At 71.7% G+C, this 22,579-nt stretch carries 22 protein-coding genes; 16 read left to right on the forward strand and 6 right to left on the reverse strand.

Annotation, left to right across the window (positions count from 1 at the left end; all coding sequences use genetic code 11):
* Positions 1–2: 2 nt before the first annotated feature.
* Positions 3–1,001, reverse strand: a complete 999-nt coding sequence (locus KBY32_RS28715) for an SAM-dependent methyltransferase (protein ID WP_210982145.1) — start codon at positions 999–1,001, stop codon at positions 3–5.
* A 129-nt stretch (positions 1,002–1,130) separates the two neighbouring features.
* Between KBY32_RS28715 and KBY32_RS28720 the strand changes: the two genes are divergently transcribed.
* From KBY32_RS28720 to KBY32_RS28730, 3 genes are all read left to right on the forward strand, one after another.
* Positions 1,131–2,348 carry a sensor histidine kinase gene (locus tag KBY32_RS28720; protein ID WP_210982146.1) on the forward strand — a complete coding sequence of 406 codons (1,218 nt, stop codon included), beginning with the start codon at positions 1,131–1,133 and terminating at the stop codon, positions 2,346–2,348.
* Positions 2,349–2,443: 95 nt separating this feature from the next.
* A complete protein-coding gene (locus KBY32_RS28725) occupies positions 2,444–3,115 on the forward strand; it encodes a response regulator transcription factor (RefSeq protein WP_210982147.1) in 672 nt (223 codons plus the stop codon).
* 24 nt (positions 3,116–3,139) lie between these two features.
* On the forward strand, positions 3,140–3,772 hold the full coding sequence (locus tag KBY32_RS28730) for an AAA family ATPase (RefSeq protein WP_210982148.1): 633 nt from the start codon (positions 3,140–3,142) through the stop codon (positions 3,770–3,772).
* Between the two features lie 26 nt (positions 3,773–3,798).
* On the opposite strand, the gene KBY32_RS28735 is transcribed toward KBY32_RS28730, so the two are convergent.
* Together KBY32_RS28735 and KBY32_RS28740 are read right to left on the reverse strand one after the other, a co-directional pair.
* Positions 3,799–4,902 carry a DUF5937 family protein gene (locus tag KBY32_RS28735; protein ID WP_210982149.1) on the reverse strand — a complete coding sequence of 368 codons (1,104 nt, stop codon included), beginning with the start codon at positions 4,900–4,902 and terminating at the stop codon, positions 3,799–3,801.
* Positions 4,903–4,988: 86 nt separating this feature from the next.
* Positions 4,989–6,185, reverse strand: coding sequence for a low specificity L-threonine aldolase (locus KBY32_RS28740; RefSeq protein WP_247690116.1), 1,197 nt, complete (start codon positions 6,183–6,185; stop codon positions 4,989–4,991).
* Between the two features lie 269 nt (positions 6,186–6,454).
* Here KBY32_RS28740 and KBY32_RS28745 point away from each other — a divergent pair, with 269 nt between their 5' ends.
* The 10 genes from KBY32_RS28745 to KBY32_RS28790 all read left to right on the forward strand — a co-directional run bounded on the left by KBY32_RS28745 (position 6,455) and on the right by KBY32_RS28790 (position 14,732).
* Positions 6,455–7,384: a Rossmann-like and DUF2520 domain-containing protein gene (locus KBY32_RS28745; protein WP_210982151.1), complete on the forward strand. Its 930-nt coding sequence runs from the start codon at positions 6,455–6,457 to the stop codon at positions 7,382–7,384.
* Positions 7,381–8,373: a pantoate--beta-alanine ligase gene (panC, locus tag KBY32_RS28750; protein ID WP_210982152.1), complete on the forward strand. Its 993-nt coding sequence runs from the start codon at positions 7,381–7,383 to the stop codon at positions 8,371–8,373. The genes KBY32_RS28745 and panC overlap by 4 nt, the downstream gene beginning before the upstream one ends.
* Positions 8,370–10,079: an L-aspartate oxidase gene (locus KBY32_RS28755; RefSeq protein WP_210982153.1), complete on the forward strand. Its 1,710-nt coding sequence runs from the start codon at positions 8,370–8,372 to the stop codon at positions 10,077–10,079. Before panC ends, KBY32_RS28755 begins: the two co-directional genes overlap by 4 nt.
* A 5-nt stretch (positions 10,080–10,084) precedes the next feature.
* On the forward strand, positions 10,085–11,056 hold the full coding sequence (gene nadC, locus KBY32_RS28760; RefSeq protein ID WP_210982180.1) for a carboxylating nicotinate-nucleotide diphosphorylase: 972 nt from the start codon (positions 10,085–10,087) through the stop codon (positions 11,054–11,056).
* Positions 11,057–11,064: 8 nt separating this feature from the next.
* Positions 11,065–11,862 carry a type III pantothenate kinase gene (locus KBY32_RS28765; protein WP_055624689.1) on the forward strand — a complete coding sequence of 266 codons (798 nt, stop codon included), beginning with the start codon at positions 11,065–11,067 and terminating at the stop codon, positions 11,860–11,862.
* Positions 11,863–12,032: 170 nt separating this feature from the next.
* On the forward strand, positions 12,033–12,701 hold the full coding sequence (locus KBY32_RS28770) for a hypothetical protein (RefSeq protein ID WP_210982181.1): 669 nt from the start codon (positions 12,033–12,035) through the stop codon (positions 12,699–12,701).
* A 46-nt stretch (positions 12,702–12,747) separates the two neighbouring features.
* Positions 12,748–12,927, forward strand: coding sequence for a hypothetical protein (locus KBY32_RS28775; protein WP_055624687.1), 180 nt, complete (start codon positions 12,748–12,750; stop codon positions 12,925–12,927).
* Between the two features lie 180 nt (positions 12,928–13,107).
* Positions 13,108–13,587 (forward strand): BlaI/MecI/CopY family transcriptional regulator, encoded by a 480-nt coding sequence (locus tag KBY32_RS28780; protein WP_055624686.1) that lies wholly within the window; start codon positions 13,108–13,110, stop codon positions 13,585–13,587.
* Between the two features lie 9 nt (positions 13,588–13,596).
* On the forward strand, positions 13,597–14,160 hold the full coding sequence (locus tag KBY32_RS28785; RefSeq protein WP_055624685.1) for an amino-acid N-acetyltransferase: 564 nt from the start codon (positions 13,597–13,599) through the stop codon (positions 14,158–14,160).
* 233 nt (positions 14,161–14,393) lie between these two features.
* Positions 14,394–14,732: an Lsr2 family protein gene (locus KBY32_RS28790; RefSeq protein ID WP_055624684.1), complete on the forward strand. Its 339-nt coding sequence runs from the start codon at positions 14,394–14,396 to the stop codon at positions 14,730–14,732.
* 1 nt (position 14,733) lies between these two features.
* Here KBY32_RS28790 and KBY32_RS28795 read toward each other — a convergent pair whose 3' ends face one another.
* Positions 14,734–15,399, reverse strand: a complete 666-nt coding sequence (locus KBY32_RS28795) for an SCO3374 family protein (protein WP_210982154.1) — start codon at positions 15,397–15,399, stop codon at positions 14,734–14,736.
* Positions 15,400–15,828: 429 nt separating this feature from the next.
* Between KBY32_RS28795 and KBY32_RS28800 the strand changes: the two genes are divergently transcribed.
* Positions 15,829–18,354, forward strand: coding sequence for an ATP-dependent Clp protease ATP-binding subunit (locus tag KBY32_RS28800; RefSeq protein WP_086867140.1), 2,526 nt, complete (start codon positions 15,829–15,831; stop codon positions 18,352–18,354).
* 78 nt (positions 18,355–18,432) lie between these two features.
* Here the strand turns inward: KBY32_RS28800 and KBY32_RS28805 are convergent, their stop codons facing one another.
* Positions 18,433–19,068 carry an HAD family acid phosphatase gene (locus tag KBY32_RS28805; protein WP_210982155.1) on the reverse strand — a complete coding sequence of 212 codons (636 nt, stop codon included), beginning with the start codon at positions 19,066–19,068 and terminating at the stop codon, positions 18,433–18,435.
* A gap of 505 nt (positions 19,069–19,573) precedes the next feature.
* Here KBY32_RS28805 and KBY32_RS28810 point away from each other — a divergent pair.
* Positions 19,574–20,194 (forward strand): M23 family metallopeptidase, encoded by a 621-nt coding sequence (locus tag KBY32_RS28810; protein WP_210982156.1) that lies wholly within the window; start codon positions 19,574–19,576, stop codon positions 20,192–20,194.
* A gap of 1 nt (position 20,195) precedes the next feature.
* Here the strand turns inward: KBY32_RS28810 and KBY32_RS28815 are convergent, their stop codons facing one another.
* The gene (locus tag KBY32_RS28815; RefSeq protein ID WP_210982157.1) at positions 20,196–20,795 is read right to left on the reverse strand and encodes a TetR/AcrR family transcriptional regulator; all 600 of its coding nucleotides are present in this window, start codon (positions 20,793–20,795) and stop codon (positions 20,196–20,198) included.
* 125 nt (positions 20,796–20,920) lie between these two features.
* On the opposite strand from KBY32_RS28815, the gene KBY32_RS28820 reads away from it, so the two are divergent.
* Complete coding sequence (locus KBY32_RS28820) at positions 20,921–22,480, forward strand: MDR family MFS transporter (RefSeq protein WP_210982158.1); 1,560 nt, start codon at positions 20,921–20,923, stop codon at positions 22,478–22,480.
* The last annotated feature ends 99 nt before the right edge of the window (positions 22,481–22,579 follow it).

A 22,579-nucleotide genomic window follows, 5' to 3' on the forward strand; every position in this document is an offset into this window, starting at 1 on the left:
GGTCAGGCGTTCAGCAGGTCCGGGACGCCGACCGGCTGGAGCAGCCAGCCGAAGTCGCCGAGGCCGCCCGTCGCCGTCAGCTCGGCGGCCTCACCGGCGCTCGCGAGGGCGCGCAGGTACTCGGCGGGGCGGGTGGAGGCGAGTTCCAGGGAGGGGCGTGCGCCGGTGATGCCTAGGGCGCGCAGCGCCTCGCGCTGGGTGAGGAGACGGGCGCCGGGCAGCGCGCACGCGTCCAGCGCCACATGCGCGGTCAGATCGCAGGAGCCGTCCGGCACCGGAGCCGTCTCGCGTCCCTCGCGGAAGCCGGTCAGCGTGCCGAAGGGGGGCCGTGACCCGCGCGTGTGCGCGTAGTCCGCGGCGACCGCCAGCCCTCGCTCCAGCGTGCCCGTCACGGCGGCCCACGCCTGGTCCCGGGGCAGCCCGATCTCGGCGCGCAGCCCCTCGCCGCCCTCCTCGGGCAGCGGCCACCAGCGGTCCAGCCAGCGCGCCTCGGCGCCGCCGACCGGCTCCCCGAGGCGCTCGGTGCCGTCCCGGCGGACCAGGACCCGGCGTGGCACGCCCGCGGTGTCCACCTCGGCGACGTCCACCGGCACGTTGTCCAGCCATTCATTGGCGAAGAGCAGTCCCGTCACCGGCCGGGGCGGCTCGGACAGCCAGGTCACCCGGGGGTCCAGGTCCGGGGGGCGGGCGGCGATCTCGACGGCGTACGCGCGCGTGCGGGCCGCCACCCCGGCGGGGAGCGCGGCCAGCACACCGGTGACCAGCTCGCCCCGGCCCGCCGCCATGTCGACGAGGTCGAGGGTGTCCGGCCGGCCCAGTGCCTCGTCCACCCGGCACAGCAGCCGGGCCACGGCGGCCGCGTAGAGCGGCGAGGCGTGCACGGACGTCCGGAAGTGAGCGGACGGTCCCTCGGGACGGCGGTAGAAGCCCTCCGGGCCGTACAGGGCGGATTCCGCCGCCGCCCGCCAGCCCTGCCACGCGTCCGCCGCCTCTTGTGTCACCGGCCCAGGCTAGGGCGTTCTCCTGCGCACAGAAATGCGGTCCCTCCACCTTGCGGAGTACGCGCGCGGGGTGCGGATCGGCCCTCCGGTTGACCCCTGCACACATCCGGTGTCCCTACGCTGGGTTACGTGCAGCGCCTCTATGACTTCCTCCGCAGGCACCCGACCGGGGTCGACACCTTCTGGGCCGTCCTCCTGTTCGGGATCTCTGTGGCGAGCGTGGCCATCCAGCCGGAGGGTGGGCGGGCCGACGGCCAGGGCACCGGGTCCGAGGCCGTCATCGTCCCCATCCTGGTGCTGTTGTGCCTGGTCATCGCGTTGCGCCGGCGGATGCCGGAGAAGATGCTGCTGCTGGCCATCGGGATCGGTCTGGCGCAGTTGGTGCTGGACGTGGCGACCACGCCCGCCGACTTCGCGTTCCTGGTGATCGTCTACACCGTCGCCGCGACCGGCGCCCGCTGGGCGTCGCGGCTCGCGCTCGGCGCGGGCCTGTGCGCGGCGCCCCTGTCCCAGCTGCGGTGGCCGGAGCAGGAGGCCACCGTCCTCAGCAACATCGCGCTGATCATCTTCCTCAGCGTGCCCTTCGCGCTCGCCTGGGTGCTCGGCGACTCCATCCGCACCCGCCGCGCCTACTACGAGCAGCTGGAGGAACGCGCGACCCGGCTGGAGAAGGAGCGCGAGGCCCAGGCCAAGGTCGCCGTCGCCGCCGAACGCGCCCGTATCGCGCGTGAGCTGCACGACGTCGTCGCGCACAACGTCTCGGTCATGGTGGTGCAGGCCGACGGCGCCGCCTACGTCCTCGACGCCGCCCCGGACCAGGCCAAGAAGGCCCTGGAGACGATCTCCTCCACCGGCCGCCAGGCCCTCGCCGAGATGCGCCGCCTCCTGGGTGTGCTCCGCACCGGCGAGCACCAGGAGACCGGCGAGTACGTTCCCCAGCCCGACGTCGAGCAGATCGACGACCTCGTCGAGCAGTGCCGCAGCTCCGGTCTGCCCGTCGACTTCAAGGTCGAGGGCACCCCGCGCCCGCTGCCCAGCGGCGTCGAGCTCACGGCGTACCGCATCGTGCAGGAGGCGCTGACCAACACCCGCAAGCACGGCGGCCCGAACGCCGGGGCCAGCGTGCGCCTGGTCTACTTCGACGACGGGCTCGGCCTGCTCGTCGAGGACGACGGCAAGGGCGCCCCGCACGAGCTGTACGAGGACGGCGGCGCCGACGGACAGGGCCACGGCCTGATCGGCATGCGCGAGCGGGTCGGCATGGTCGGCGGCACCCTGGACGCCGGGCCGCGGCCGGGCGGAGGATTCCGCATCAGCGCGCTGCTGCCGCTGAAACCGGCCCACTGACCCGGCCCCGCGCACACCCGAAGCCCGCAAGCCCCGGTACGCCTCCGCAAGCCCCCGGCGAACCGCAAGCCCCCGAAGACACGGAAGAGGACCCGATGGCGATCCGCGTGATGCTCGTCGACGACCAGGTGCTGCTGCGCACCGGGTTCCGGATGGTGCTCGCCGCCCAGCCGGACATGGAGGTCGTCGCGGAGGCGGGGGACGGCGTCGAGGCGCTCCAAGTGCTCCGCTCGACCTCCGTCGACGTCGTCCTCATGGACGTCCGTATGCCGAAGCTGGACGGTGTGGAGACCACCCGCCGCATCTGCTCGGAGCCCGAGCCGCCCAAGGTGCTCATCCTGACCACCTTCGACCTCGACGAGTACGCGTTCTCCGGGCTGAAGGCCGGCGCCTCCGGGTTCATGCTCAAGGACGTGCCGCCCGGGGAACTCCTCGCCGCGATCCGCTCGGTGCACAGCGGCGACGCCGTGGTGGCCCCGTCGACGACTCGGCGGCTGCTGGACCGGTTCGCGCCCATGCTGCCCTCCACCGGCGGGGAGCCGAAGCACAAGGAGCTGGAGCGGCTCACCGACCGGGAGCGCGAGGTCATGGTGCTGGTCGCGCAGGGCCTGTCGAACGGCGAGATCGCGGCCCGGCTGGTCCTGTCCGAGGCCACCGTGAAGACCCACGTGGGCCGCATCCTGACCAAGCTCGGCCTGCGCGACCGCGTCCAGGTGGTCGTCCTGGCCTACGAGACGGGGTTGGTGCGAGCGGGCGGCCACGGCTGAGCCGAGCGCCACTAGGGTCTGCGCATGCTCCTGTGGATCAACGGCCCTTTCGGGGGCGGCAAGACACAGACCGCACACGAGATCCGGCGCCGGCTGCCCGGCAGCGTCGTCTGCGACCCCGAGCACCCAGGGTTCGGACTGCGGCGCATGCTCCCGCCGGACCTGCGCGGGGACTTCCAGGATCTGGCCTCCTGGCGGCAGGGCGTCGTCGAGGTCCTCGACCTGGCGCTCACCCGGCACGACGGCGTGGTCATCGCGCCGATGACCGTCACGCATCCGGAGTACTTCGCGGAGACGGTGGGCCGGCTGCGCCAACTCGGGCACAACGTCCGGCACTTCACGCTCCTCGCGGAGCGCGAGACCGTCCTGCGGCGGCTGCGCGAGCGCGGCTTCGGGCGGCTGGCGCAGATCGCCGCGGGGAGGGGCGGCGGGCCGCGCCGGGAGAGCTGGGCGGTGTCCCGGCTCGACCACTGCCTGGAGCGGCTGCGCGAACCGGAGTTCGCCGAGCATCTGTGGACCGACCGCACGAGCGTGCCGAGGACGGCGGACCGGATCGCCGTCCTGGCCGGGCTGACGCTGCGGCCCAACGCCGAGGGCGCGCTGCGGACGCGGCTGCGGCAGGCGGCGGTCGGGATCCGGCACATCCGCTTCGACTGACGGCCGTTCGACGTTCTACGCCGCCCTCATCGCAGCAGCGCTTCGAGGAAGTCGCTGCCGAGCCGGGCCACCGAGGTCACGTCCAGCTGGTAGAGGACGTACCGGCCCCGGCGGCGGGTGGTGATCAGGCCCGCCTTCTTGAGGACGCTCAGGTGCCGGGATATCTCCGGGGCCGACATGCCGTGGATCTGCACGAGCTCGCTCGTGGTGTAGGTGCTGCGCGCGAGGTTGCGGCACAGCTGCATGCGTACCGGGTGGGACAGCGCGGTCATGCGCAGGGTCAGCTGCCCGACCGACGGCGGGGACGCGATCTCAGGGGAGCCGACCGTGTAGTGCAGGACCGGCTGCCAGCCGTACCGGTGCAGCACCGTCAGATGCGGCCAGCCCAGGCTCGTCGGCACCAGCAGCAGACTGCCGTCCCGGATCAGGCTGTGGCCCTGGCGGAGCTTGTCGATCGTGATGCGTCCGGCGGCCTCGTCGAGCGTCACCGCCGCGGAGATCGAGGTCAGCGCCTCGGCGAGCCCCTTGTGCCGCAGGAGGTCGGTCCGGTGGCGGGCGTCCGCGGTCAGCTGGTGGCGCAGCCGGGCCCAGGTGTCGGCGAAGAACGCCTCGTCGCAGTCCTCGAGGAACTGCCGCAGCCAGGCCCGGATCAGCGCCGGATCGTCGAGCAGCCGTCCGGTGAACCGCAGCTGCTGCGGCCCGCGCGCGGCGGCCAGCTCCAGGGAGCGGCGGCGCAGCTCGGGGTCGGCGAGCACGCTCCGGCTCGGATTGCCGTAGGGCAGGGCGCAGGTGAACTCCAGGGCGGCGTCCACGAACTGCTCGTCGGACAGCTTGTCGAGCAGATCCAGCTCCTCGGCGAGCGTCTCGCCGGGCAGGGCTCCGCCGGGGACGCCCGCGTAGGGCAGGAACAGGTCCGAGAACGTCGTCCGCCACAGGAAGTCGGCCTCGCTCATGCGGTCGGCCAGGTGCGGGTCCAGCCGGGCCGTCACACCGGTCACCCAGCCCTGGAGGCCCGGGTGGTGCCCCGGCTCCGACAGCGCGTGCAGCGCCATGCCGAGCTCGGCGAGGGGGGAGGGCACGACGGCGACCCTCTCCGGCCGCAGCCCCGCGATGTCGATGCTCACGCTCATGCCCACATGGTGCACCCCACCACTGACAACACGACCGCCGATTGACGCCGGCCGTCAATCGACGCACCCGAGATCCGGCTGCCGCGTCACCGGCCCGTCTCCTCCCGCAGCCGGGTGACGAAGCCCGCGACGGCCTCCCGGACGTCGGCGGCGGACCAGTCGAGGCCGGCCGCCTCGACGCAGACCTCGGTGAAGGCCAGCCCGGGGCCCGCGGCCTCCCAGGAGTGGGTGAACAGCAGCGTCCCGGTCTCCTCGGCCTGCCGGACCGCCGCCTCCCCGAGCACATCGGCGTCGTACGGCAGCCACACCTGGAACTGGTGGGTGTGCGGCGGCTCGGGGTGGACCCGCGCCCACGGCAGGTCGGCCGCGGCCAGCCCCTCGCGCAGCGCGGCGGCCACCACGCGCGCGTGGGCGACGTACTCGGGCAGCCGGGGCAGCCGGGTCTCCAGGCCCACCAGTGCCGACAGCACGGTCGGGAACTGCTGGAAGACCTGGCCGCCGTAGCGGTGCCGCCAGACCTTCGCCTCCTCGACCAGGGTCCTCGGGCCGGCCAGGGCCGCGCCCCCGAAGGCGTCGAGCGACTTGTAGAACGACACGTAGACGCTGTCCGCCAGGCCCGCGATCTCGGGCAGCGGGCGGCCGAGCGCGACCGTCGACTCCCACAGCCGGGCGCCGTCGAAGTGCACCACGGCGTCCCGCTCGCGCGCCGCCTCCACGACCTCGGTCAGCTCCTCCCAGGTGGGCAGCAGGAATCCGGGCTCCCGCAGGGGCAGTTCGAGCATGAGCGTCCCGAAGGGTTCCGCGAGGTCGCGCACCTCGGCGGCCGTCGGCATCCGGGGCTCGGACGTCACCCGCACCGGGCGCAACCCGCTGACCTGGCCGAGGGCATGGCGTTCGTGCACCTCCGGGTGGCTCAGCGCGTGCAGGGCGACCGCCGGGTTCCCGGTGCGGCCCGCCCAGCAGCGCAGGGCGATCTGCTGGGCCATCGTGCCGGTCGGGAAGAACGCGGCGGCCTCCATGCCGAGCAGCCCGGCGACCTTCTCCTCCAGGGCCTCGACGACGCGGTTGCCGTAGACGTCCGACGGCTCGTCCAGGTCGTACACGTCCTGCGCCTCGTCCAGCAGGGCCAGGCGTTCGCGGAGGGTCTTCTGGAAGCCCTGGCGCGCGAGCACGCGCTTCGCGGTGCGCTGGGCGGTGATCCGCCGCTCGCGCAGCAGCCCCCGCCGCTCCTCGTCCGACATGCCGTCCTGCCGCTGGCCGCTGTGCGGCGCCGTGTCGCTCATCCGGGGATGATCCCGTACGGCGGTGCGCGCGGGCATCCGGATTACGCGGCGCCCGGCCGCCCCGGCGCCCGGCCGCCCCGGCGCCCGGCCGCCCCGGCGCCCGGCCGCCCCGGCGCCCGGCCGCCCCGGCGCCCGGCGGCCGGGGCGGGCGAGGCCGTGCGATGGCCCACAGCCTGTGGACGACCGGACCCCTGCCGAACCAATCGCGTTAACATGACGAGAAATCGTCCGGTACCCCGAGCGGACTGGAACGGGAAGGCCACCGTCGAGTGAGTACAAGCCAACAGCCGGATCCCAGGGACCGCCCCGCGCGGCTCACCGTCGGTGTCGTCGGCGCCGGCCGTGTGGGCCCCGCCCTCGCCGCGTCCCTCCAACTGGCCGGACACCGCCCGGTCGCCGTCTCGGGCGTCTCCGACGCCTCCCGGCGCCGCGCCGAGCACCTGCTGCCCGGGGTGCCGCTCATGCCGCCCGCCGAGGTCCTGGCCCACGCCGAGCTGGTGCTGCTGACCGTCCCCGACGACGCGCTCCCCGGCCTGGTCGAAGGGCTCGCCGACACCGGCGCGGTCCGCCCCGGCCAGCTGCTGGTGCACACCTCCGGGCGGTACGGCGCCCGGGTCCTGGACCCCGCCCTGCGCGCGGGGGCGCTGCCACTGGCCCTGCACCCGGCGATGACCTTCACCGGCACCCCCGTCGACGTCCAGCGCCTGGCCGGCTGCTCCTTCGGCGTCACCGCCCCGGCCGAGCTGCGGCTGGCCGCCGAGGCCCTGGTCATCGAGATGGGCGGCGAGCCCGAGTGGATCGCCGAGGAGCGCCGCCCGCTCTACCACGCGGCCCTCGCGCTCGGCGCGAACCACCTGGTCACCCTGGTCGCCCAGTCCATGGAGCTGCTGCGCGAGGCGGGCGTGGCCGCCCCCGACCGGATGCTGGGCCCGCTGCTCGGCGCCGCCCTGGACAACGCGCTGCGCTCCGGCGACGCCGCCCTGACCGGCCCCGTCGCGCGCGGGGACGCGGGCACCGTCGCCGCGCACGTCACCGAACTGCGCCGGCACGCCCCGCAGACCGTCGCCGGCTATCTGGCGATGGCCCGCGCCACCGCCGACCGCGCGCTGGCCCACGGGCTGCTCAAGCCGGAACTCGCCGAGGACCTCCTCGACGTGCTCGCGACCGGTCCCGACGGCGCCGAGGGAGAGGCCCGATGACCACCACCCTGCTGCGCACCGCCGCAGAGCTGCATGCGCGCGTGCGCACGGGCCGCCGTGCCGTCGTGATGACGATGGGCGCCCTGCACGAGGGCCACGCCACCCTGATCCGCACCGCCCGCCGGATCGCCGGACCGGACGGCGAGGTCGTCGTCACCGTCTTCGTGAACCCCCTGCAGTTCGGCGCGGGCGAGGACCTCGACCGCTATCCGCGCACCCTGGACGCCGACCTCGAGGTCGCCGGACGGGCGGGCGCCGACGTCGTGTTCGCCCCGGCCGTCGACGAGGTCTACCCGGGCGGCGAGCCCCAGGTCCGGATCACCGCGGGCCCCATGGGCGAGCGGCTGGAGGGCGCCTCCCGCCCCGGTCACTTCGACGGCATGCTGACCGTCGTCGCCAAGCTGCTCCACCTGACCCGCCCCGACGTCGCCCTGTACGGCCAGAAGGACGCCCAGCAGCTCGCGCTGATCCGCCGTATGGTCCGCGATCTGAACTTCGGCGTGGAGATCGTCGGCGTCCCCACCGTGCGCGAGGAGGACGGCCTCGCGCTGTCCAGCCGCAACCGCTACCTCTCCCCCAAGGAGCGGCGCACCGCGCTCGCCCTCTCGCAGGCCCTGTTCGCCGGCGCCGACCGGCACGCCGCCCAGGAGGCGCTGCGCGCGCGGGCCCGCGAGGTGCCCGCCACGCGTGCGCGTGCCGAGGCGCTCAGCGCCATCGGCGAGTCCCGCGCCGCGGCCGACGCGCACGCCGTCGCCAAGGCCGCGCCCGGCTCCGCCGCCGCCGTCCGCGCCGCCGCCCGCCTGGTCCTGGACGAGGCCGCCCGGCTCACCCCGCCGCTCGAACTGGACTACCTCGCCCTCGTCGACCCCGACGACTTCACCGAGATCGGGGACGACTTCACCGGCGAGGCCGTCCTCGCCGTCGCCGCCCGGGTCGGCGCGACCCGGCTGATCGACAACATCACCCTCACCTTCGGAGCCGCCTCGTGACCAGCACAGGCATACGACTGCACGCCCCCGCGCCCGGATGGTCCATCGCAGCGGACGTCGTGGTCGTCGGCTCCGGCGTGGCCGGCCTGACGGCCGCGCTGCGCTGCGAGGCGGCCGGCCTCGACACCGTCGTCGTCACCAAGGCACGCCTGGACGACGGCTCCACCCGCTGGGCCCAGGGCGGCGTCGCCGCGGCCCTCGGCGAGGGCGACACCCCCGAGCAGCATCTGGACGACACCCTGGTGGCCGGCGCCGGGCTGTGCGACGAGGAGGCGGTACGGATCCTCGTCACCGAGGGCCCCGACGCCGTACGCCGGCTGATCGAGACCGGCGCCCACTTCGACGAGTCCTCCGAGGGCGGGCTGGAGCTGACCCGCGAGGGCGGCCACCACCGCCGCCGTATCGCCCACGCGGGCGGTGACGCGACCGGCGCGGAGATCTCCCGCGCCCTGGTCGAGGCGGTCCGCGCGCGGGGCCTGCGCACCGTCGAGAACGCGCTGGTGCTCGACCTCCTCACGGACGCCGAGGGCCGCACCGCGGGCGTCACCCTGCACGTCATGGGCGAGGGGCAGCACGACGGCGTGGGCGCGGTGCACGCGCCCGCCGTGGTCCTGGCCACCGGCGGCATGGGCCAGGTCTTCTCCGCGACGACGAACCCGTCGGTGTCGACCGGCGACGGCGTGGCCCTCGCGCTGCGCGCGGGCGCCGAGGTCAGCGACCTGGAGTTCGTGCAGTTCCACCCGACCGTGCTGTTCCTGGGCGCGGACGCGGAGGGCCAGCAGCCGCTGGTCTCCGAGGCGGTCCGCGGCGAGGGCGCCCACCTGGTCGACGCCGACGGCGTGCGGTTCATGGTCGGACAGCACGAGCTGGCCGAGCTCGCGCCCCGGGACATCGTCGCCAAGGGCATCACCCGGCGGATGCAGGAGCAGGACGCGGGGCACATGTTCCTCGACGCCCGGCACTTCGGCGCCGAGATGTGGGAGCACCGCTTCCCGACGATCCTGGCCGCCTGCCGCGCGCACGGCATCGACCCCGTCACCACGCCCATCCCGGTCGCCCCGGCCGCCCACTACGCCTCCGGCGGCGTACGCACCGACTCCCGGGGCCGGACGACGGTCCCCGGCCTGTACGCGTGCGGCGAGGTGGCCTGCACCGGTGTGCACGGCGCCAACCGGCTCGCGTCGAACTCGCTCCTCGAAGGGCTCGTCTACGCCGAGCGGATCGCCGCCGACATCGCCGAGGTCCGGGCCGCGGACGGCCTCACCGCGCGCGTGCCGCAGCCCGTGCCGTACCCGGAGACCCCCGAGCACCCGCTGCTCGCCCCCGAGGCCCGGTTCGCCATCCAGCGGATCATGACCATGGGCGCCGGCGTCCTGCGCTCCGAAGCCTCCCTGACCGAGGCCGCCGAACAGATCCAGCGGCTGCACGCCGAGGCCCGCGACGCCCTCCTGGAGAACGGCAAGACCGCCGAGCCCGGCGTCGACACCTGGGAGGCCACGAACCTCCTGTGCGTGGCGCGCGCCCTCGTGGCCGCCGCCCGGATGCGCGAGGAGACCCGGGGCTGCCACTGGCGCGAGGACCGGCCCGACCGCGACGACACGGCGTGGCGGCGTCACATCGTCGTGAGCCTGAACCCGGACCGCACACTGGCCGTGCACACCACCGACACCGCAGACCTCCCCCCGACCCGGCCCCAGGAGCAGTGACAGCAGTGACCACCCCGGACCTTCCCCTCGCCTCGAACGGCGGCTGCGGCGACGACTGCGCCTGCGGCGCCGGCGAGGAGTACCTGGAGTGCGGGCTCGACCCCGCGCTCGCCCAGCTCCTCGCCGACGCGGGTCTCGACCCCGTCGAGGTCGAGGACATCGCCAACGTGGCGATCCAGGAGGACCTCGCCGGCGGCGTGGACGTGACCACGGTCGCGACCATCCCCGAGGAGGCCGTCGCCACCGCCGACTTCGTCGCGCGCGAGGACGGCGTCGTGGCCGGCCTGCGGGTCGCCGAAGCGGTCCTGTCGATCGTCTGCGAGGACGAGTTCGAGGTCGAGCGGCACGTCGAGGATGGCGACCGGATCACGGCGGGGCAGAAGCTGCTGTCCGTGACCACCCGCACCCGCGACCTGCTCACCGGCGAGCGCAGCGCGCTGAACATCCTGTGCCGTCTGTCGGGCATCGCGACGGCCACGCGCGCGTGGGCGGACGTCCTGGACGGCACCCGCGCGAAGGTCCGCGACACCCGCAAGACGACGCCGGGCCTGCGGGCGCTGGAGAAGTACGCCGTGCGCTGCGGCGGCGGCGTCAACCACCGCATGTCCCTGTCGGACGCGGCCCTGGTCAAGGACAACCACGTCGTCGCGGCGGGCGGTGTGGCGCAGGCCTTCAAGGCGGTCCGCGAGACCTTCCCGGACGTGCCGATCGAGGTCGAGGTCGACACGCTGCACCAGCTCCGCGAGGTCGTGGACGCCGGCGCCGACCTGATCCTGCTGGACAACTTCACGCCGGGCGAGTGCGAGGAGGCCGTGGCGATCGTCGACGGCCGCGCCGCCCTGGAGGCGTCCGGCCGGCTGACCCTGGACAACGCCAAGGCGTACGCGGACACCGGCGTGGACTACCTCGCGGTCGGTGCCCTCACCCACTCCTCGCCGATCCTGGACATCGGTCTCGACCTGCGAGCGGCGGAGTAGGTACCGGCATGCTGCTCACGATCGACGTAGGCAACACCCACACCGTCCTCGGCCTGTTCGACGGCGAGGACATCGTCGAGCACTGGCGTATCTCCACGGACGCGCGCCGCACCGCCGACGAGCTGGCGGTCCTCCTGCAGGGCCTCATGGGCATGCACCCGCTCCTCGGGGACGAACTGGGCGACGGGATCGACGGCATCGCCATCTGCGCGACCGTCCCGTCGGTCCTGCACGAGCTGCGCGAGGTGACCCGCCGCTACTACGGCGACGTCCCCGCCGTCCTCGTCGAGCCGGGCGTGAAGACGGGCGTGCCGATCCAGTTCGACAACCCCAAGGAGGTCGGCGCCGACCGCATCATCAACGCGGTCGCGGCGAACGAGCTGTACGGCGGCCCGGCGATCGTCGTCGACTTCGGCACGGCGACCACGTTCGACGCGGTCTCCGCGCGCGGGGAGTACGTCGGCGGCGTGATCGCGCCCGGCATCGAGATCTCCGTGGAGGCCCTCGGCGTCAAGGCCGCGCAGCTGCGGAAGATCGAGGTGGCCCGGCCCCGGACCGTGATCGGCAAGAACACTGTCGCCGCCATGCAGTCGGGCATCGTCTACGGCTTCGCGGGCCAGGTCGACGGGGTCGTCACCCGGATGGCCCGGGAGCTCGCGGACGACCCGGACGACGTGACGGTGATCGCCACGGGAGGCCTGGCGCCGACGGTGCTCGGCGAGAGCACCGTCATCGACGAGCACGAGCCGTGGCTGACCCTGATCGGGCTCCGCCTGGTCTACGAACGCAACGTCGCCCGGAGCTGACCCGACCCCGCCACCAGGGCCGGTATCGCGGTATCGGCCCTGGTGAGCCCGGTCGTCCGGCGCACCCCCAGCCGGGTGTCTCCCCGGCGACACCCATTTCCCTATGCCGGGTTTGTCCGATTAGCGCGTATCGTCGCGGCATGCCCACGCCCTACGGATCCCTCGGTGGCATGGCCTTCGGTGCGGAGGAGCTGCGTGTGCTCCGCCGCGCCCTCGCCCTCGCCCTTGACCCCAGCCCCGCCTCGGCCGAAGACGTCCAGGACTGTCTCCATCTCGCCGAGTCGCTCGACGAGGCGATCCACGAGGGCGCCCGGCGGCGCGCCTTCCTGGTGGCGGACCTCGCCCGCTACCGCGCCGCCCTGCCCGGCAGTGCGACGGGCTACCTCGCCCTCCTCCAGGAGGCCCTGGACGCCGGGCACCGGCCGACCGCCGACGACCTCGCCGCCCTCGGGGCGCTGCGCGGCAACCGGGCCGCGGCCGTCCTGCTGGCCCGCTTCCGCCCTCAGGCGGTGACGGACCTCGTGGCCCCTCAGGGGCGCCCCGCCCCCGCTCGGGTCGCCGAGTCCAGGCCGTTCGTCCCGGCGTCCCGTACGCGCCTCCAGGCCCTTCCCGGGGGGCTCCAGGCCGCGCCCGTCACCCTGCCCGCCCAGGCCGCGGGCGACGAGCCCGCGAAGCCGGCCCGCAAGCCGCCCGCCGAGAAGCCGGCCGCCCCGTCGCCGGAGCGCGAACCCGACGCCCCCAAGCCCGGCCGCCCCATCCCCACCCCCGGCGAGGTCTTCCCCCGCCGCAAGCCGGCCCCGCCGCCCGCCAACCCGCCCCAGCAGCTGGCCGCCGGCTGAGCGCCCCTGCGCGAAGATCGCCCCGCCCCCTGGCTACCCTGGACCCATGGACTACGTCTCCGCACTGCTCCCGCCGGTCGTGATGGCCGTGTTCTTCATCGGACTGATCCGGGTGATCGTGAAGACGCAGGGCGGGGCGAACAAGGCCAAGGAGGACGCGGCCGTGGACGCCGCCCTCGCGCGCGCCGAGGGCTCCCGCGGCACCTCCGCGCAGCCCGACGCCTGACCCTCCCGCCTCACAGGGCGTACGACTCCGGTTCCCCGCACGCACCGTGCGCTTTCCGGGTCGTACGCCCTTTTTGTTCCTGTTTGCCGATGAAGGTGCACGTCGGGGCGCCAACGATCAGTTTCCCCACTATTGTTCTGAGTTGTGCCTCGCCCCTTGGGAGAACTCGAAGACGCGGTCATGACGCGGGTGTGGAAGTGGAACCGCCCGGTGACCGTTCGAGAAGTCCTGGAAGATCTCCAGAAGGAACGGTCCATCGCGTACACGACCGTGATGACCGTTATGGACAATCTCCATCAGAAGGGCTGGGTCCGGCGGGAAGCGGAAGGCCGGGCCTATCGATATGAGGCGGTCTCCACACGCGCCGCCTACGCCGCCGCCCTGATGAACGAGGCCTGGTCGCAGAGCGACAACCCCGCCGCCGCACTCGTCGCGTTCTTCGGCATGATGAGCGACGAACAGCGCACCGCCCTGCGGGACGCCGTACGCATCGTCCAGGGTCCGGAAACGGCCGAGCCGGCGCCGGCGCCCGAAACCCGCGGCGTTACCGGCGGCGATAGCGGCGCCGCCCATTCGCCCGGTGCCGATACCGGTTCCGATACCGCCGGCGATACCGCCCCGGAGAACCCCGGCTCGGCGCAGGGGTCCGGCGGGCGATAGCGTCCGCTCATGTCAGCAGAGAGCCACTCCGGGGGAAGCGCCTCGGCGGGGAGCCCGGAAGTCACCGCAAAAGCCATCACCGTCCGGCGGGCGCGTACCGGCGATGTCCCGGCGGTGCGCCGTCTCCTTGACGCCTACGTCCAGCGCCGCATCCTGCTCGACAAAGCCACGGTCACGCTTTACGAGGACATCCAGGAGTTCTGGGTCGCGGAACGGGACGACAACGGCGAGGTCGTCGGCTGCGGCGCCCTGCACGTGATGTGGGAAGACCTGGCGGAAGTCCGCACCCTGGCCGTGAAGCCGGGCCTGCGCGGCGCCGGGGTCGGCCACCAGTTGCTGGAGAAGTTGCTGCACACCGCGCGCTGGCTGGGTGTTCGCCGGGTTTTCTGTCTGACCTTCGAAGTGGACTTCTTCGGCAAGCACGGCTTCGTGGAGATCGGGGAGACGCCGGTCGACACGGATGTCTACGCCGAGCTGCTGCGTTCCTATGACGAAGGCGTCGCGGAGTTCCTGGGTCTCGAACGAGTGAAACCGAACACCTTGGGCAACAGCCGGATGCTTCTGCATCTGTGATCGCCGGTTCGACAAGCCGTATTCCACCCGACCGGGCATGCCCAGGTGCCCTATGTCCGAAACGCGCATGTTTCCGGTGCGGGAGCGGGAGCCGGGTCTCTCCCGGGGGTTTGTGTTTTTCCGGCAAAAGCGGTTTGCTTTCCGACGTACTGCAGTACTGCATATAACAGGGGACGGCGAAACGGCGGACGCCGCGACCCCCGGCCCTCACGTTATCGATGAAAGGAAATCCGGTGGCACAGAAGGTTCAGGTCCTTCTTGTCGATGACCTCGACGGCGGCGAGGCGGACGAGACCGTGACGTTCGCGCTGGACGGCAAGACGTACGAGATCGATCTCACGACTGCCAATGCGGACAAGCTCCGTGGCCTTCTCGAGCCTTACGTGAAGGGCGGCCGTCGTACCGGAGGCCGTGCTTCGGGTGGGCGTGGAAAGGCGCGTGCCGCTTCCGGCGGCGGCAGCCAGGACACCGCGCAGATCCGTGCGTGGGCGAAGGAGAACGGTTACGAGGTCAACGACCGCGGTCGCGTTCCCGCGAGCATCCGCGAGGCCTACGAGAAGGCCAACGGCTGAGCTACGGACCGACGGCCGGCCAGGCGCACCCGCGCCGCAGCCGCAGCCGGTGGCAGTGTGTCGCCACCGTGCCCAGCACCCGCACCAGATCGGGGGCGCCCCCACCGCCCCCCAGGGCCGACAGCGTCGGCAGCGAGGCCTCGACCTCGCCCCCAGGCTCGGGGGGCCGCAGCCATACGGCGGCCCCCTGCACGGCACCGGAGCGGCCCCGCGGCAGCGGCCGCGTCCCGCCCGGCTCCGGCGCGGGCCCGGTGAGCCCCTGCCCGGGCGGCAGGGGCGCCTCCATGTGGGCGCCCGCGCCCAGCGCCGCCAGATCGAGCGGCAGCGTGCCCCACTCCAGCCAGTCCAGCACCCCCGGCACCTCCTGCGCGCTCCCCGGCGCCACCAGCAGCCGCAGCCGGCCGTCCCGGGCCGCCACCGGGGACCCGGGCGCGAGATGGCGCAGCGCGGCCAGGCCCGCCTCGGCCGGCACGTCCAGCACGTCGAACCGCACCCCGAGCCGCAGACACGGCGCGGGGCCGGGCGGGGTGAGCAGCGCCGCCCAGCCGAGGACCGTGCCGTACCACCGGCGGACCGGCGCGTGCGGATCGGGCGGCCGACGGGGCGGGGGGATCACGGCGGGGTCCGCGACGGGCTCCACGGCGACCACGGGACGGGGGCCGACCATGTCCGGTGAACCGCCGGAAGAGCCGCGTGGTTACGGCACGTGCCGCCTTGACTGCGGAGCGTCGCGCTTCGAGGGGTGCTCGGAGGCGTGAGGCGGCGCAAGGTTGTTCGCCCGTAGCGGAGGGAACCGGGGGCTACGGCATGGAGTGTCAGTCCCAGCGGGTAAGACATCCCTAGTGGGAGGGGGCGACACGCAGGACAGTGGGTCTCACGTTCGCCATCGGCGTACTGATGGTGAGGGTAACCACCTGGCCTGCGGGAACATCGTCTCGCACCATCGGGTTGGAGCAGATGTCGGCGTCACGGGTCAGGAGGCCATCGACGGTGTCGGCAGTTGGAATGAGCGGTCCCCGCTTGCGGGACTAAGCTGCGGAAGGACAGGGAGGGGAAGTTCCCCCCACTGCCTGACCGCTCTGAGGAGCGATTAACGATGTTCGAGAGGTTCACCGACCGCGCGCGGCGGGTTGTCGTCCTGGCTCAGGAAGAAGCCCGGATGCTCAACCACAACTACATCGGCACCGAGCACATCCTCCTGGGCCTGATCCACGAGGGTGAGGGTGTCGCCGCCAAGGCCCTTGAGAGCCTCGGGATTTCGCTCGAGGCGGTCCGCCAGCAGGTGGAGGAGATCATCGGCCAGGGCCAGCAGGCCCCGTCCGGGCACATCCCCTTCACCCCCCGTGCCAAGAAGGTCCTGGAGCTGTCGCTCCGCGAGGCTCTTCAGCTGGGCCACAACTACATCGGCACGGAGCACATCCTGCTCGGCCTGATCCGTGAGGGCGAGGGCGTCGCCGCCCAGGTCCTGGTCAAGCTGGGCGCTGATCTGAACCGTGTGCGGCAGCAGGTGATCCAGCTGCTCTCCGGTTACCAGGGCAAGGAGACCGCCACCGCCGGCGGGCCTGCCGAGGGCACCCCCTCGACGTCCCTGGTCCTCGACCAGTTCGGCCGGAACCTCACCCAGGCCGCTCGTGAGTCCAAGCTCGACCCGGTCATCGGGCGCGAGAAGGAGATCGAGCGGGTCATGCAGGTGCTGTCCCGCCGTACCAAGAACAACCCGGTCCTGATCGGTGAGCCCGGCGTCGGCAAGACCGCCGTCGTCGAGGGCCTCGCCCAGGCCATCGTCAAGGGCGAGGTGCCCGAGACCCTCAAGGACAAGCACCTCTACACCCTGGACCTCGGCGCGCTGGTCGCCGGCTCCCGCTACCGCGGTGACTTCGAGGAGCGCCTGAAGAAGGTGCTCAAGGAGATCCGCACCCGCGGCGACATCATCCTGTTCATCGACGAGCTGCACACGCTCGTGGGTGCGGGTGCCGCCGAGGGCGCCATCGACGCGGCTTCCATCCTGAAGCCGATGCTGGCCCGCGGTGAGCTGCAGACCATCGGTGCCACCACCCTGGACGAGTACCGCAAGCACCTGGAGAAGGACGCGGCCCTCGAGCGCCGCTTCCAGCCCATCCAGGTCGCCGAGCCGTCCCTGCCGCACACGATCGAGATCCTCAAGGGTCTGCGTGACCGGTACGAGGCGCACCACCGGGTCTCCATCACCGACGAGGCGCTGGTCCAGGCCGCCACCCTGGCCGACCGGTACATCTCGGACCGCTTCCTGCCGGACAAGGCGATCGACCTGATCGACGAGGCCGGTTCCCGGATGCGCATCCGCCGGATGACCGCGCCGCCGGACCTGCGCGAGTTCGACGAGAAGATCGCCGGTGTCCGCCGGGACAAGGAGTCCGCGATCGACTCGCAGGACTTCGAGAAGGCCGCCTCGCTGCGCGACAAGGAGAAGCAGCTCCTGGCCGCCAAGGCCAAGCGCGAGAAGGAGTGGAAGGCCGGCGACATGGACGTCGTCGCCGAGGTCGACGGTGAGCTGATCGCCGAGGTCCTCGCGACGGCCACCGGCATCCCGGTCTTCAAGCTGACCGAGGAGGAGTCCTCGCGTCTGCTGCGCATGGAGGACGAGCTCCACAAGCGGGTCATCGGCCAGGTCGACGCCGTCAAGGCGCTGTCGAAGGCGATCCGCCGTACGCGTGCCGGTCTGAAGGACCCGAAGCGCCCCGGTGGCTCGTTCATCTTCGCCGGCCCGTCCGGTGTCGGTAAGACCGAGCTGTCCAAGGCGCTCGCCGAGTTCCTCTTCGGTGACGAGGACGCGCTGATCTCCCTCGACATGTCGGAGTTCAGCGAGAAGCACACGGTCTCGCGGCTCTTCGGTTCGCCTCCCGGCTACGTGGGCTACGAAGAGGGTGGCCAGCTGACCGAGAAGGTCCGCCGCAAGCCGTTCTCCGTGGTCCTGTTCGACGAGGTCGAGAAGGCCCACCCGGACATCTTCAACTCGCTGCTGCAGATCCTGGAGGACGGTCGCCTGACCGACTCCCAGGGCCGGGTCGTGGACTTCAAGAACACGGTCATCATCATGACGACCAACCTCGGCACCCGGGACATCTCCAAGGGCTTCAACCTGGGCTTCGCGGCCTCGGGTGACACGAAGACCAACTACGAGCGCATGAAGAACAAGGTGTCGGACGAGCTCAAGCAGCACTTCCGCCCCGAGTTCCTCAACCGCGTCGACGACGTGGTCGTCTTCCCGCAGCTCACGCAGGAGGACATCCTGCGGATCGTCGACCTGATGATCGGCAAGGTGGACGAGCGCCTGAAGGACCGGGACATGGGCATCGAGCTCTCCCAGTCCGCCAAGGAGCTGCTGTCCAAGAAGGGCTACGACCCCGTGCTGGGCGCCCGGCCGCTGCGCCGGACCATCCAGCGCGAGATCGAGGACTCGCTGTCGGAGAAGATCCTCTTCGGCGAGCTGCGTCCCGGTCACATCGTGGTCGTGGACACCGAGGGCGAGGGTGAGAGCAAGACCTTCACCTTCCGCGGCGAGGAGAAGTCGGCGCTGCCCGACGTCCCGCCGATCGAGCAGGCGGCCGGTGGGACCGGCCCGAACCTGAGCAAGGAGGCGTAAGCCTCACGACCCACCCGAAGGGGCCGGTGCTTCCCAGCACCGGCCCCTTCGGCATGCCCGCACGCTCCTACGGAGCTCCTATGAGAGCTGTCCGTCGTAGTCGGGGAGCTTGTACGTCTTCTCGGCGTGCCCGCCGGAGAGGTCGGTGGCGCTGTTGCCGATGTTCGCGATGATCGTGTAGCCGCGCTTCTCGATGTCGACGCGCTGGGCGGTCTTGTAGTCGGCGACGTTCTTGAACAGGTCGAGGAAGCCGCGCACATACAGTCCGGAGACGTCGTAGCCGACGTGCTCGAGGTTGAAGTCGGTGACGCCGGCGATGATGCCCGGGCGGGCCGTCACGAAGAACAGCGCGACGCCGTGGTCCTGCGCGTACTGGGCGACCCGCAGGGCGGGTCTGTTGGCCGGCTGCGGGAAGCTGAAGCCGAAATCCGTCTCCAGGGTCGTGTTGTCGATGTCGAAGACGATCGCCTGGCGCTCGCCGGGCCGGGCGTCGGCGATCCGCTGCTTCAGATACGGCAGGGCCTGGTCCATCACCGTCTGGCAGTCCCGTTGCCAGGTCGTGTAGTCGACGTCCGCGGCGGCCGTCACGGCGGCCGTGGCGGACGTGGAAGCCGTCGTGGGGCCCGCGGCTTCGGCGGGGACGGCGAAGGCCACGAGAGCGGCGGCGGAGGCTGATCCGACCGCGATACGGCGCGCCCAGGGGCGAAACGTCATCTGGGGGGTCCTCTCACGTCATGTGCGCTGAAGGGTCGCGTGCATGGTCGTGGAACGTGGTGACCCGCGGGAGTCCCGCGGGTTACCGGACGGTAGCCGACAAAGAGGCGTGGCTCACATAGGCGGGCGCGAATTTGTTACTGAAAGGCGTGCGCATTCGCGTAGCGCGGGTCACATTCAGGGGTTCCTGTGAGGCGGGAGCCGGTGACATGGGGCACGCGAGGTACGTCACGTACTAAGGGCAATAGGGGTTTGCCCTTTATGGCAAATAGGACATTTCACCCCCGCAGGCACCCATCCTGCCCCTCTGTCAAGGCGTCTGAGCTGGTACGTCCGTATTGAGGGGTTCTGGCGGGATACATGATTTTTGAGGGCACGTACTAGGGTCGGTCGTAGATGGGGGGTTTTGTTCCGGGGCCCGAGTGGGGTTACCAAGGGATGGCGCCATCCGGTGCGGCTCAAGTGCCGAATGGCTTTCCCCGTCGTCTTCCCCGTGAGGTTTCGAATGTCCCCGCGCTTTTCTTTCCGCTCGCCCCGTACGTCCGCGTTCCGCACCCGTGCCGCTGTGCTGGCCGCCGGACTGGGAGCCTCGGTCGTGCTGGGCGCCGGAGGCGCGGTCGCTGCCGAGATGAACTCGGGCACCGGTGCCTCCGCCGCCGTCACGGCGCAGAGCGCCGCCGCCAAGAAGGCCGCCGCCAAGAAGGCCGTGTCCTGGGTGGCGCCGGTGGAGAAGTACTCGAAGTCCGCTTCCTTCATGCAGAACGGCGCCCGCTGGGCCCACAAGCACAGCGGTCAGGACTTCGCGGTGCCCACCGGCACCAAGGTCGTGGCCGCGCACGGCGGCACCGTCGTGAAGGCCGGCGGCAACGGCGCCGGTGACGGTCCGGCGTACGGCAACGCCATCGTGATCAAGCACGGCAACGGCACGTACTCCCAGTACGCCCACCTGTCGCGCGTCGAGGTGAAGATCGGCCAGGTCGTGAAGACCGGCCAGGAGATAGCGAAGTCCGGCAACACCGGTAACTCCAGCGGTCCCCACCTGCACTTCGAGATCCGCAAGACCGCCAACTACGGCTCGGCGATCGACCCGGTGTCGTTCCTGAAGGCCAAGGGTCTGAAGATCTGACCTACCGCGACTTATGGGCGCCCTGATGCGCCTGGGTGATCAGATCGATGGCGACCTCGAGGACGGCTTCCTGCTTGTCCTCGGGGTCGCCTTCGAGGTCTCTGAGCACGAACATCCCGGCGTGCAGCGTGAACAGCGCGCTGACGCACCGCACCTGGTCGACCAGGGCGGCGTCGGGATCGATCACGATGTCCCGCATGCCGAGCATGCGGGACTTGAACATCTCCCCGATGCTCAGCTCGCGGACCGTCGCCTGGTTCTCCTGCATGAACCGGAAGAGCGGGGCCGCGTCCTGGAGCGCCTGGCCGTAGCGGCGGACGATCTCCTGCTTGGTGGCCAGGGTGTGGGGCTGTTGCCGGCCCCACTCGATGAGCTCCTCGATCGGCTTCGTCAGATCCTCGAAGAGGCTGACGATGATCTCTTCCTTGGTCTTGAAGTGGTAGTAGAGCGCCGCCTTGGTGACGTCCAGACGCTCGGCGATCTCCCGCAGCGAGGTCTTCTCGTAGCCCTGCTCGGCGAAGAGCTCCAGTGCCACGTCCTGGATGCGCTGGCGGGTGTTCCCGCGGCGCCGCTGTTTGGTGCCGTCCATGGTGCCACCCATCCTCGTACTCCTCGGCCTTCCAGAAAACTTACTTGACGCCCGGCTAGTTGAGTGTCTACCTTCCCCCTGAGTGTAGATAACTAGCCGGGCGGCAAGTAAGTACCGTACCTGGGGGAGTGGGGATCATGGCGGAGACTCTGACGGTGGACACCGGGCCCGTGGGCCAGGAGACCCAGGACGGCAAACGGCCGAGGAGCGTACGTGTCGTCCTCCTCGCACTGATGATCACGATGATGCTGGCCATGCTCGACAACATGATCATCGGCACCGCGATGCCGACGATCGTGGGCGAGCTCGGCGGTCTGGAGCATCTGTCCTGGGTCGTGACGTCGTACACGCTGGCGACCGCGGCCTCCACCCCGCTCTGGGGCAAGCTCGGCGACATGTACGGCCGCAAGGGCGTCTTCATGGCGTCGATCGTGCTGTTCCTCATCGGCTCCGCGCTCAGCGGCATGGCCCAGGACATGGGCCAGCTCATCGGGTTCCGGGCCGTGCAGGGTCTCGGCGCCGGCGGTCTGATGGTCGGCGTGATGGCCATCATCGGCGACCTCATCCCGCCCCGGGAGCGCGGCAAGTACCAGGGCATGATGGCCGGCGTCATGGCGCTGGCGATGATCGGCGGCCCGCTCGTCGGCGGCACCATCACCGACCACTGGGGCTGGCGCTGGGCCTTCTACATCAACCTGCCCCTCGGCGTCGTGGCCCTCGCCGCGATCAGCGTCGTGCTGCACCTGCCCAGGAAGCGGTCGCAGGCGCGCATCGACTACCTGGGCGCGGGCCTGCTCACCGTCGGCATCACCGCGATCGTGCTGGTGACCACGTGGGGCGGCACCGAGTACGCGTGGGACTCCGCGATGATCATGGAGCTCGTCGCGATCGGCGTCGTCGCGCTCGTCGGGTTCGTGTTCTGGCAGACCAAGGCCGCCGAGCCGGTCGTGCCGCTGCACATCTTCCGCAGCCGGAACTTCACCCTGATGTCCGTGATCGGCTTCATCACCGGCTTCGTGATGTTCGGCGCCACCCTGTTCCTGCCGCTGTACCAGCAGTCCGTGCAGGGCGCCTCGGCCACCAACTCCGGTCTGCTGCTGCTCCCGATGCTGGGCGCGATGCTCGTCACCTCGATGGTCGCGGGCCGCGTGACCACGAACACCGGGCGCTACAAGCTCTTCCCGGTCGTCGGCGGCGCGCTGATGGTCGTCGGGCTGTACCTGCTGTCCACGATGGACACCGGGACCAGCCGGTTCACCTCCGGCGTCTTCATGGCCGTCGTCGGACTCGGCATGGGCTGTCTGATGCAGATCACCATGCTCGTCGCGCAGAACAGCGTCGAGATGAAGGACATGGGCGTCGCCTCCTCCTCCACCACGCTCTTCCGCACGCTCGGCTCGTCCTTCGGCGTCGCCGTCATGGGCGCGCTGTTCAACAACCGGGTGCAGGACGTGATGTCCGAGCGCGCCGGATCGCTGGGCGCGAAGGTCACCGAGCAGTCGGCGCAGCTGGACGCGGCGAGCCTCGCCAAGCTGCCGGAGGCGGCCCGGGAGGCGTACCAGCACGCGGTGTCCTCCGGGACGCACTCCGCGTTCCTGCTGGGTGCCGTGGTCGCGGTGCTGTCCCTGGTGACGGCCGTGTTCGTCAAGGAGGTCCCGCTCAAGGGGACCGGACCCGAGGCGAAGCCCGCCGAGTAGGGACGACGCGAGGGCCCCTGTACAGGGGCCCTCGGTGCGTCCCCGAGGCGAAGCCCGCCGAGTAGGGACGACGCGAGGGCCCCTGTACAGGGGCCCTCG

The sequence above is a fragment of the Streptomyces sp. RK62 genome (assembly GCF_018070255.1).
Classification (GTDB): domain Bacteria; phylum Actinomycetota; class Actinomycetes; order Streptomycetales; family Streptomycetaceae; genus Streptomyces; species Streptomyces nigra.

What these genes read in the sequence shown, in the direction of transcription:
- KBY32_RS28725 (WP_210982147.1), top strand. Translation starts at nt 2,444, where the DNA reads ATGGCGATCCGCGTGATGCTCGTCGACGACCAGGTGCTGCTGCGCACC.
- KBY32_RS28730 (WP_210982148.1), top strand. Translation starts at nt 3,140, where the DNA reads ATGCTCCTGTGGATCAACGGCCCTTTCGGGGGCGGCAAGACACAGACC.
- KBY32_RS28735 (WP_210982149.1), bottom strand. Translation starts at nt 4,902, where the DNA reads ATGAGCGTGAGCATCGACATCGCGGGGCTGCGGCCGGAGAGGGTCGCC.
- KBY32_RS28740 (WP_247690116.1), bottom strand. Translation starts at nt 6,185, where the DNA reads ATGAGCGACACGGCGCCGCACAGCGGCCAGCGGCAGGACGGCATGTCG.
- panC (WP_210982152.1), top strand. Translation starts at nt 7,381, where the DNA reads ATGACCACCACCCTGCTGCGCACCGCCGCAGAGCTGCATGCGCGCGTG.
- KBY32_RS28765 (WP_055624689.1), top strand. Translation starts at nt 11,065, where the DNA reads ATGCTGCTCACGATCGACGTAGGCAACACCCACACCGTCCTCGGCCTG.
- KBY32_RS28770 (WP_210982181.1), top strand. Translation starts at nt 12,033, where the DNA reads ATGGCCTTCGGTGCGGAGGAGCTGCGTGTGCTCCGCCGCGCCCTCGCC.
- KBY32_RS28775 (WP_055624687.1), top strand. Translation starts at nt 12,748, where the DNA reads ATGGACTACGTCTCCGCACTGCTCCCGCCGGTCGTGATGGCCGTGTTC.
- KBY32_RS28780 (WP_055624686.1), top strand. Translation starts at nt 13,108, where the DNA reads ATGACGCGGGTGTGGAAGTGGAACCGCCCGGTGACCGTTCGAGAAGTC.
- KBY32_RS28785 (WP_055624685.1), top strand. Translation starts at nt 13,597, where the DNA reads ATGTCAGCAGAGAGCCACTCCGGGGGAAGCGCCTCGGCGGGGAGCCCG.
- KBY32_RS28795 (WP_210982154.1), bottom strand. Translation starts at nt 15,399, where the DNA reads ATGGTCGGCCCCCGTCCCGTGGTCGCCGTGGAGCCCGTCGCGGACCCC.
- KBY32_RS28800 (WP_086867140.1), top strand. Translation starts at nt 15,829, where the DNA reads ATGTTCGAGAGGTTCACCGACCGCGCGCGGCGGGTTGTCGTCCTGGCT.
- KBY32_RS28805 (WP_210982155.1), bottom strand. Translation starts at nt 19,068, where the DNA reads ATGACGTTTCGCCCCTGGGCGCGCCGTATCGCGGTCGGATCAGCCTCC.
- KBY32_RS28810 (WP_210982156.1), top strand. Translation starts at nt 19,574, where the DNA reads ATGTCCCCGCGCTTTTCTTTCCGCTCGCCCCGTACGTCCGCGTTCCGC.
- KBY32_RS28815 (WP_210982157.1), bottom strand. Translation starts at nt 20,795, where the DNA reads ATGGGTGGCACCATGGACGGCACCAAACAGCGGCGCCGCGGGAACACC.
- KBY32_RS28820 (WP_210982158.1), top strand. Translation starts at nt 20,921, where the DNA reads ATGGCGGAGACTCTGACGGTGGACACCGGGCCCGTGGGCCAGGAGACC.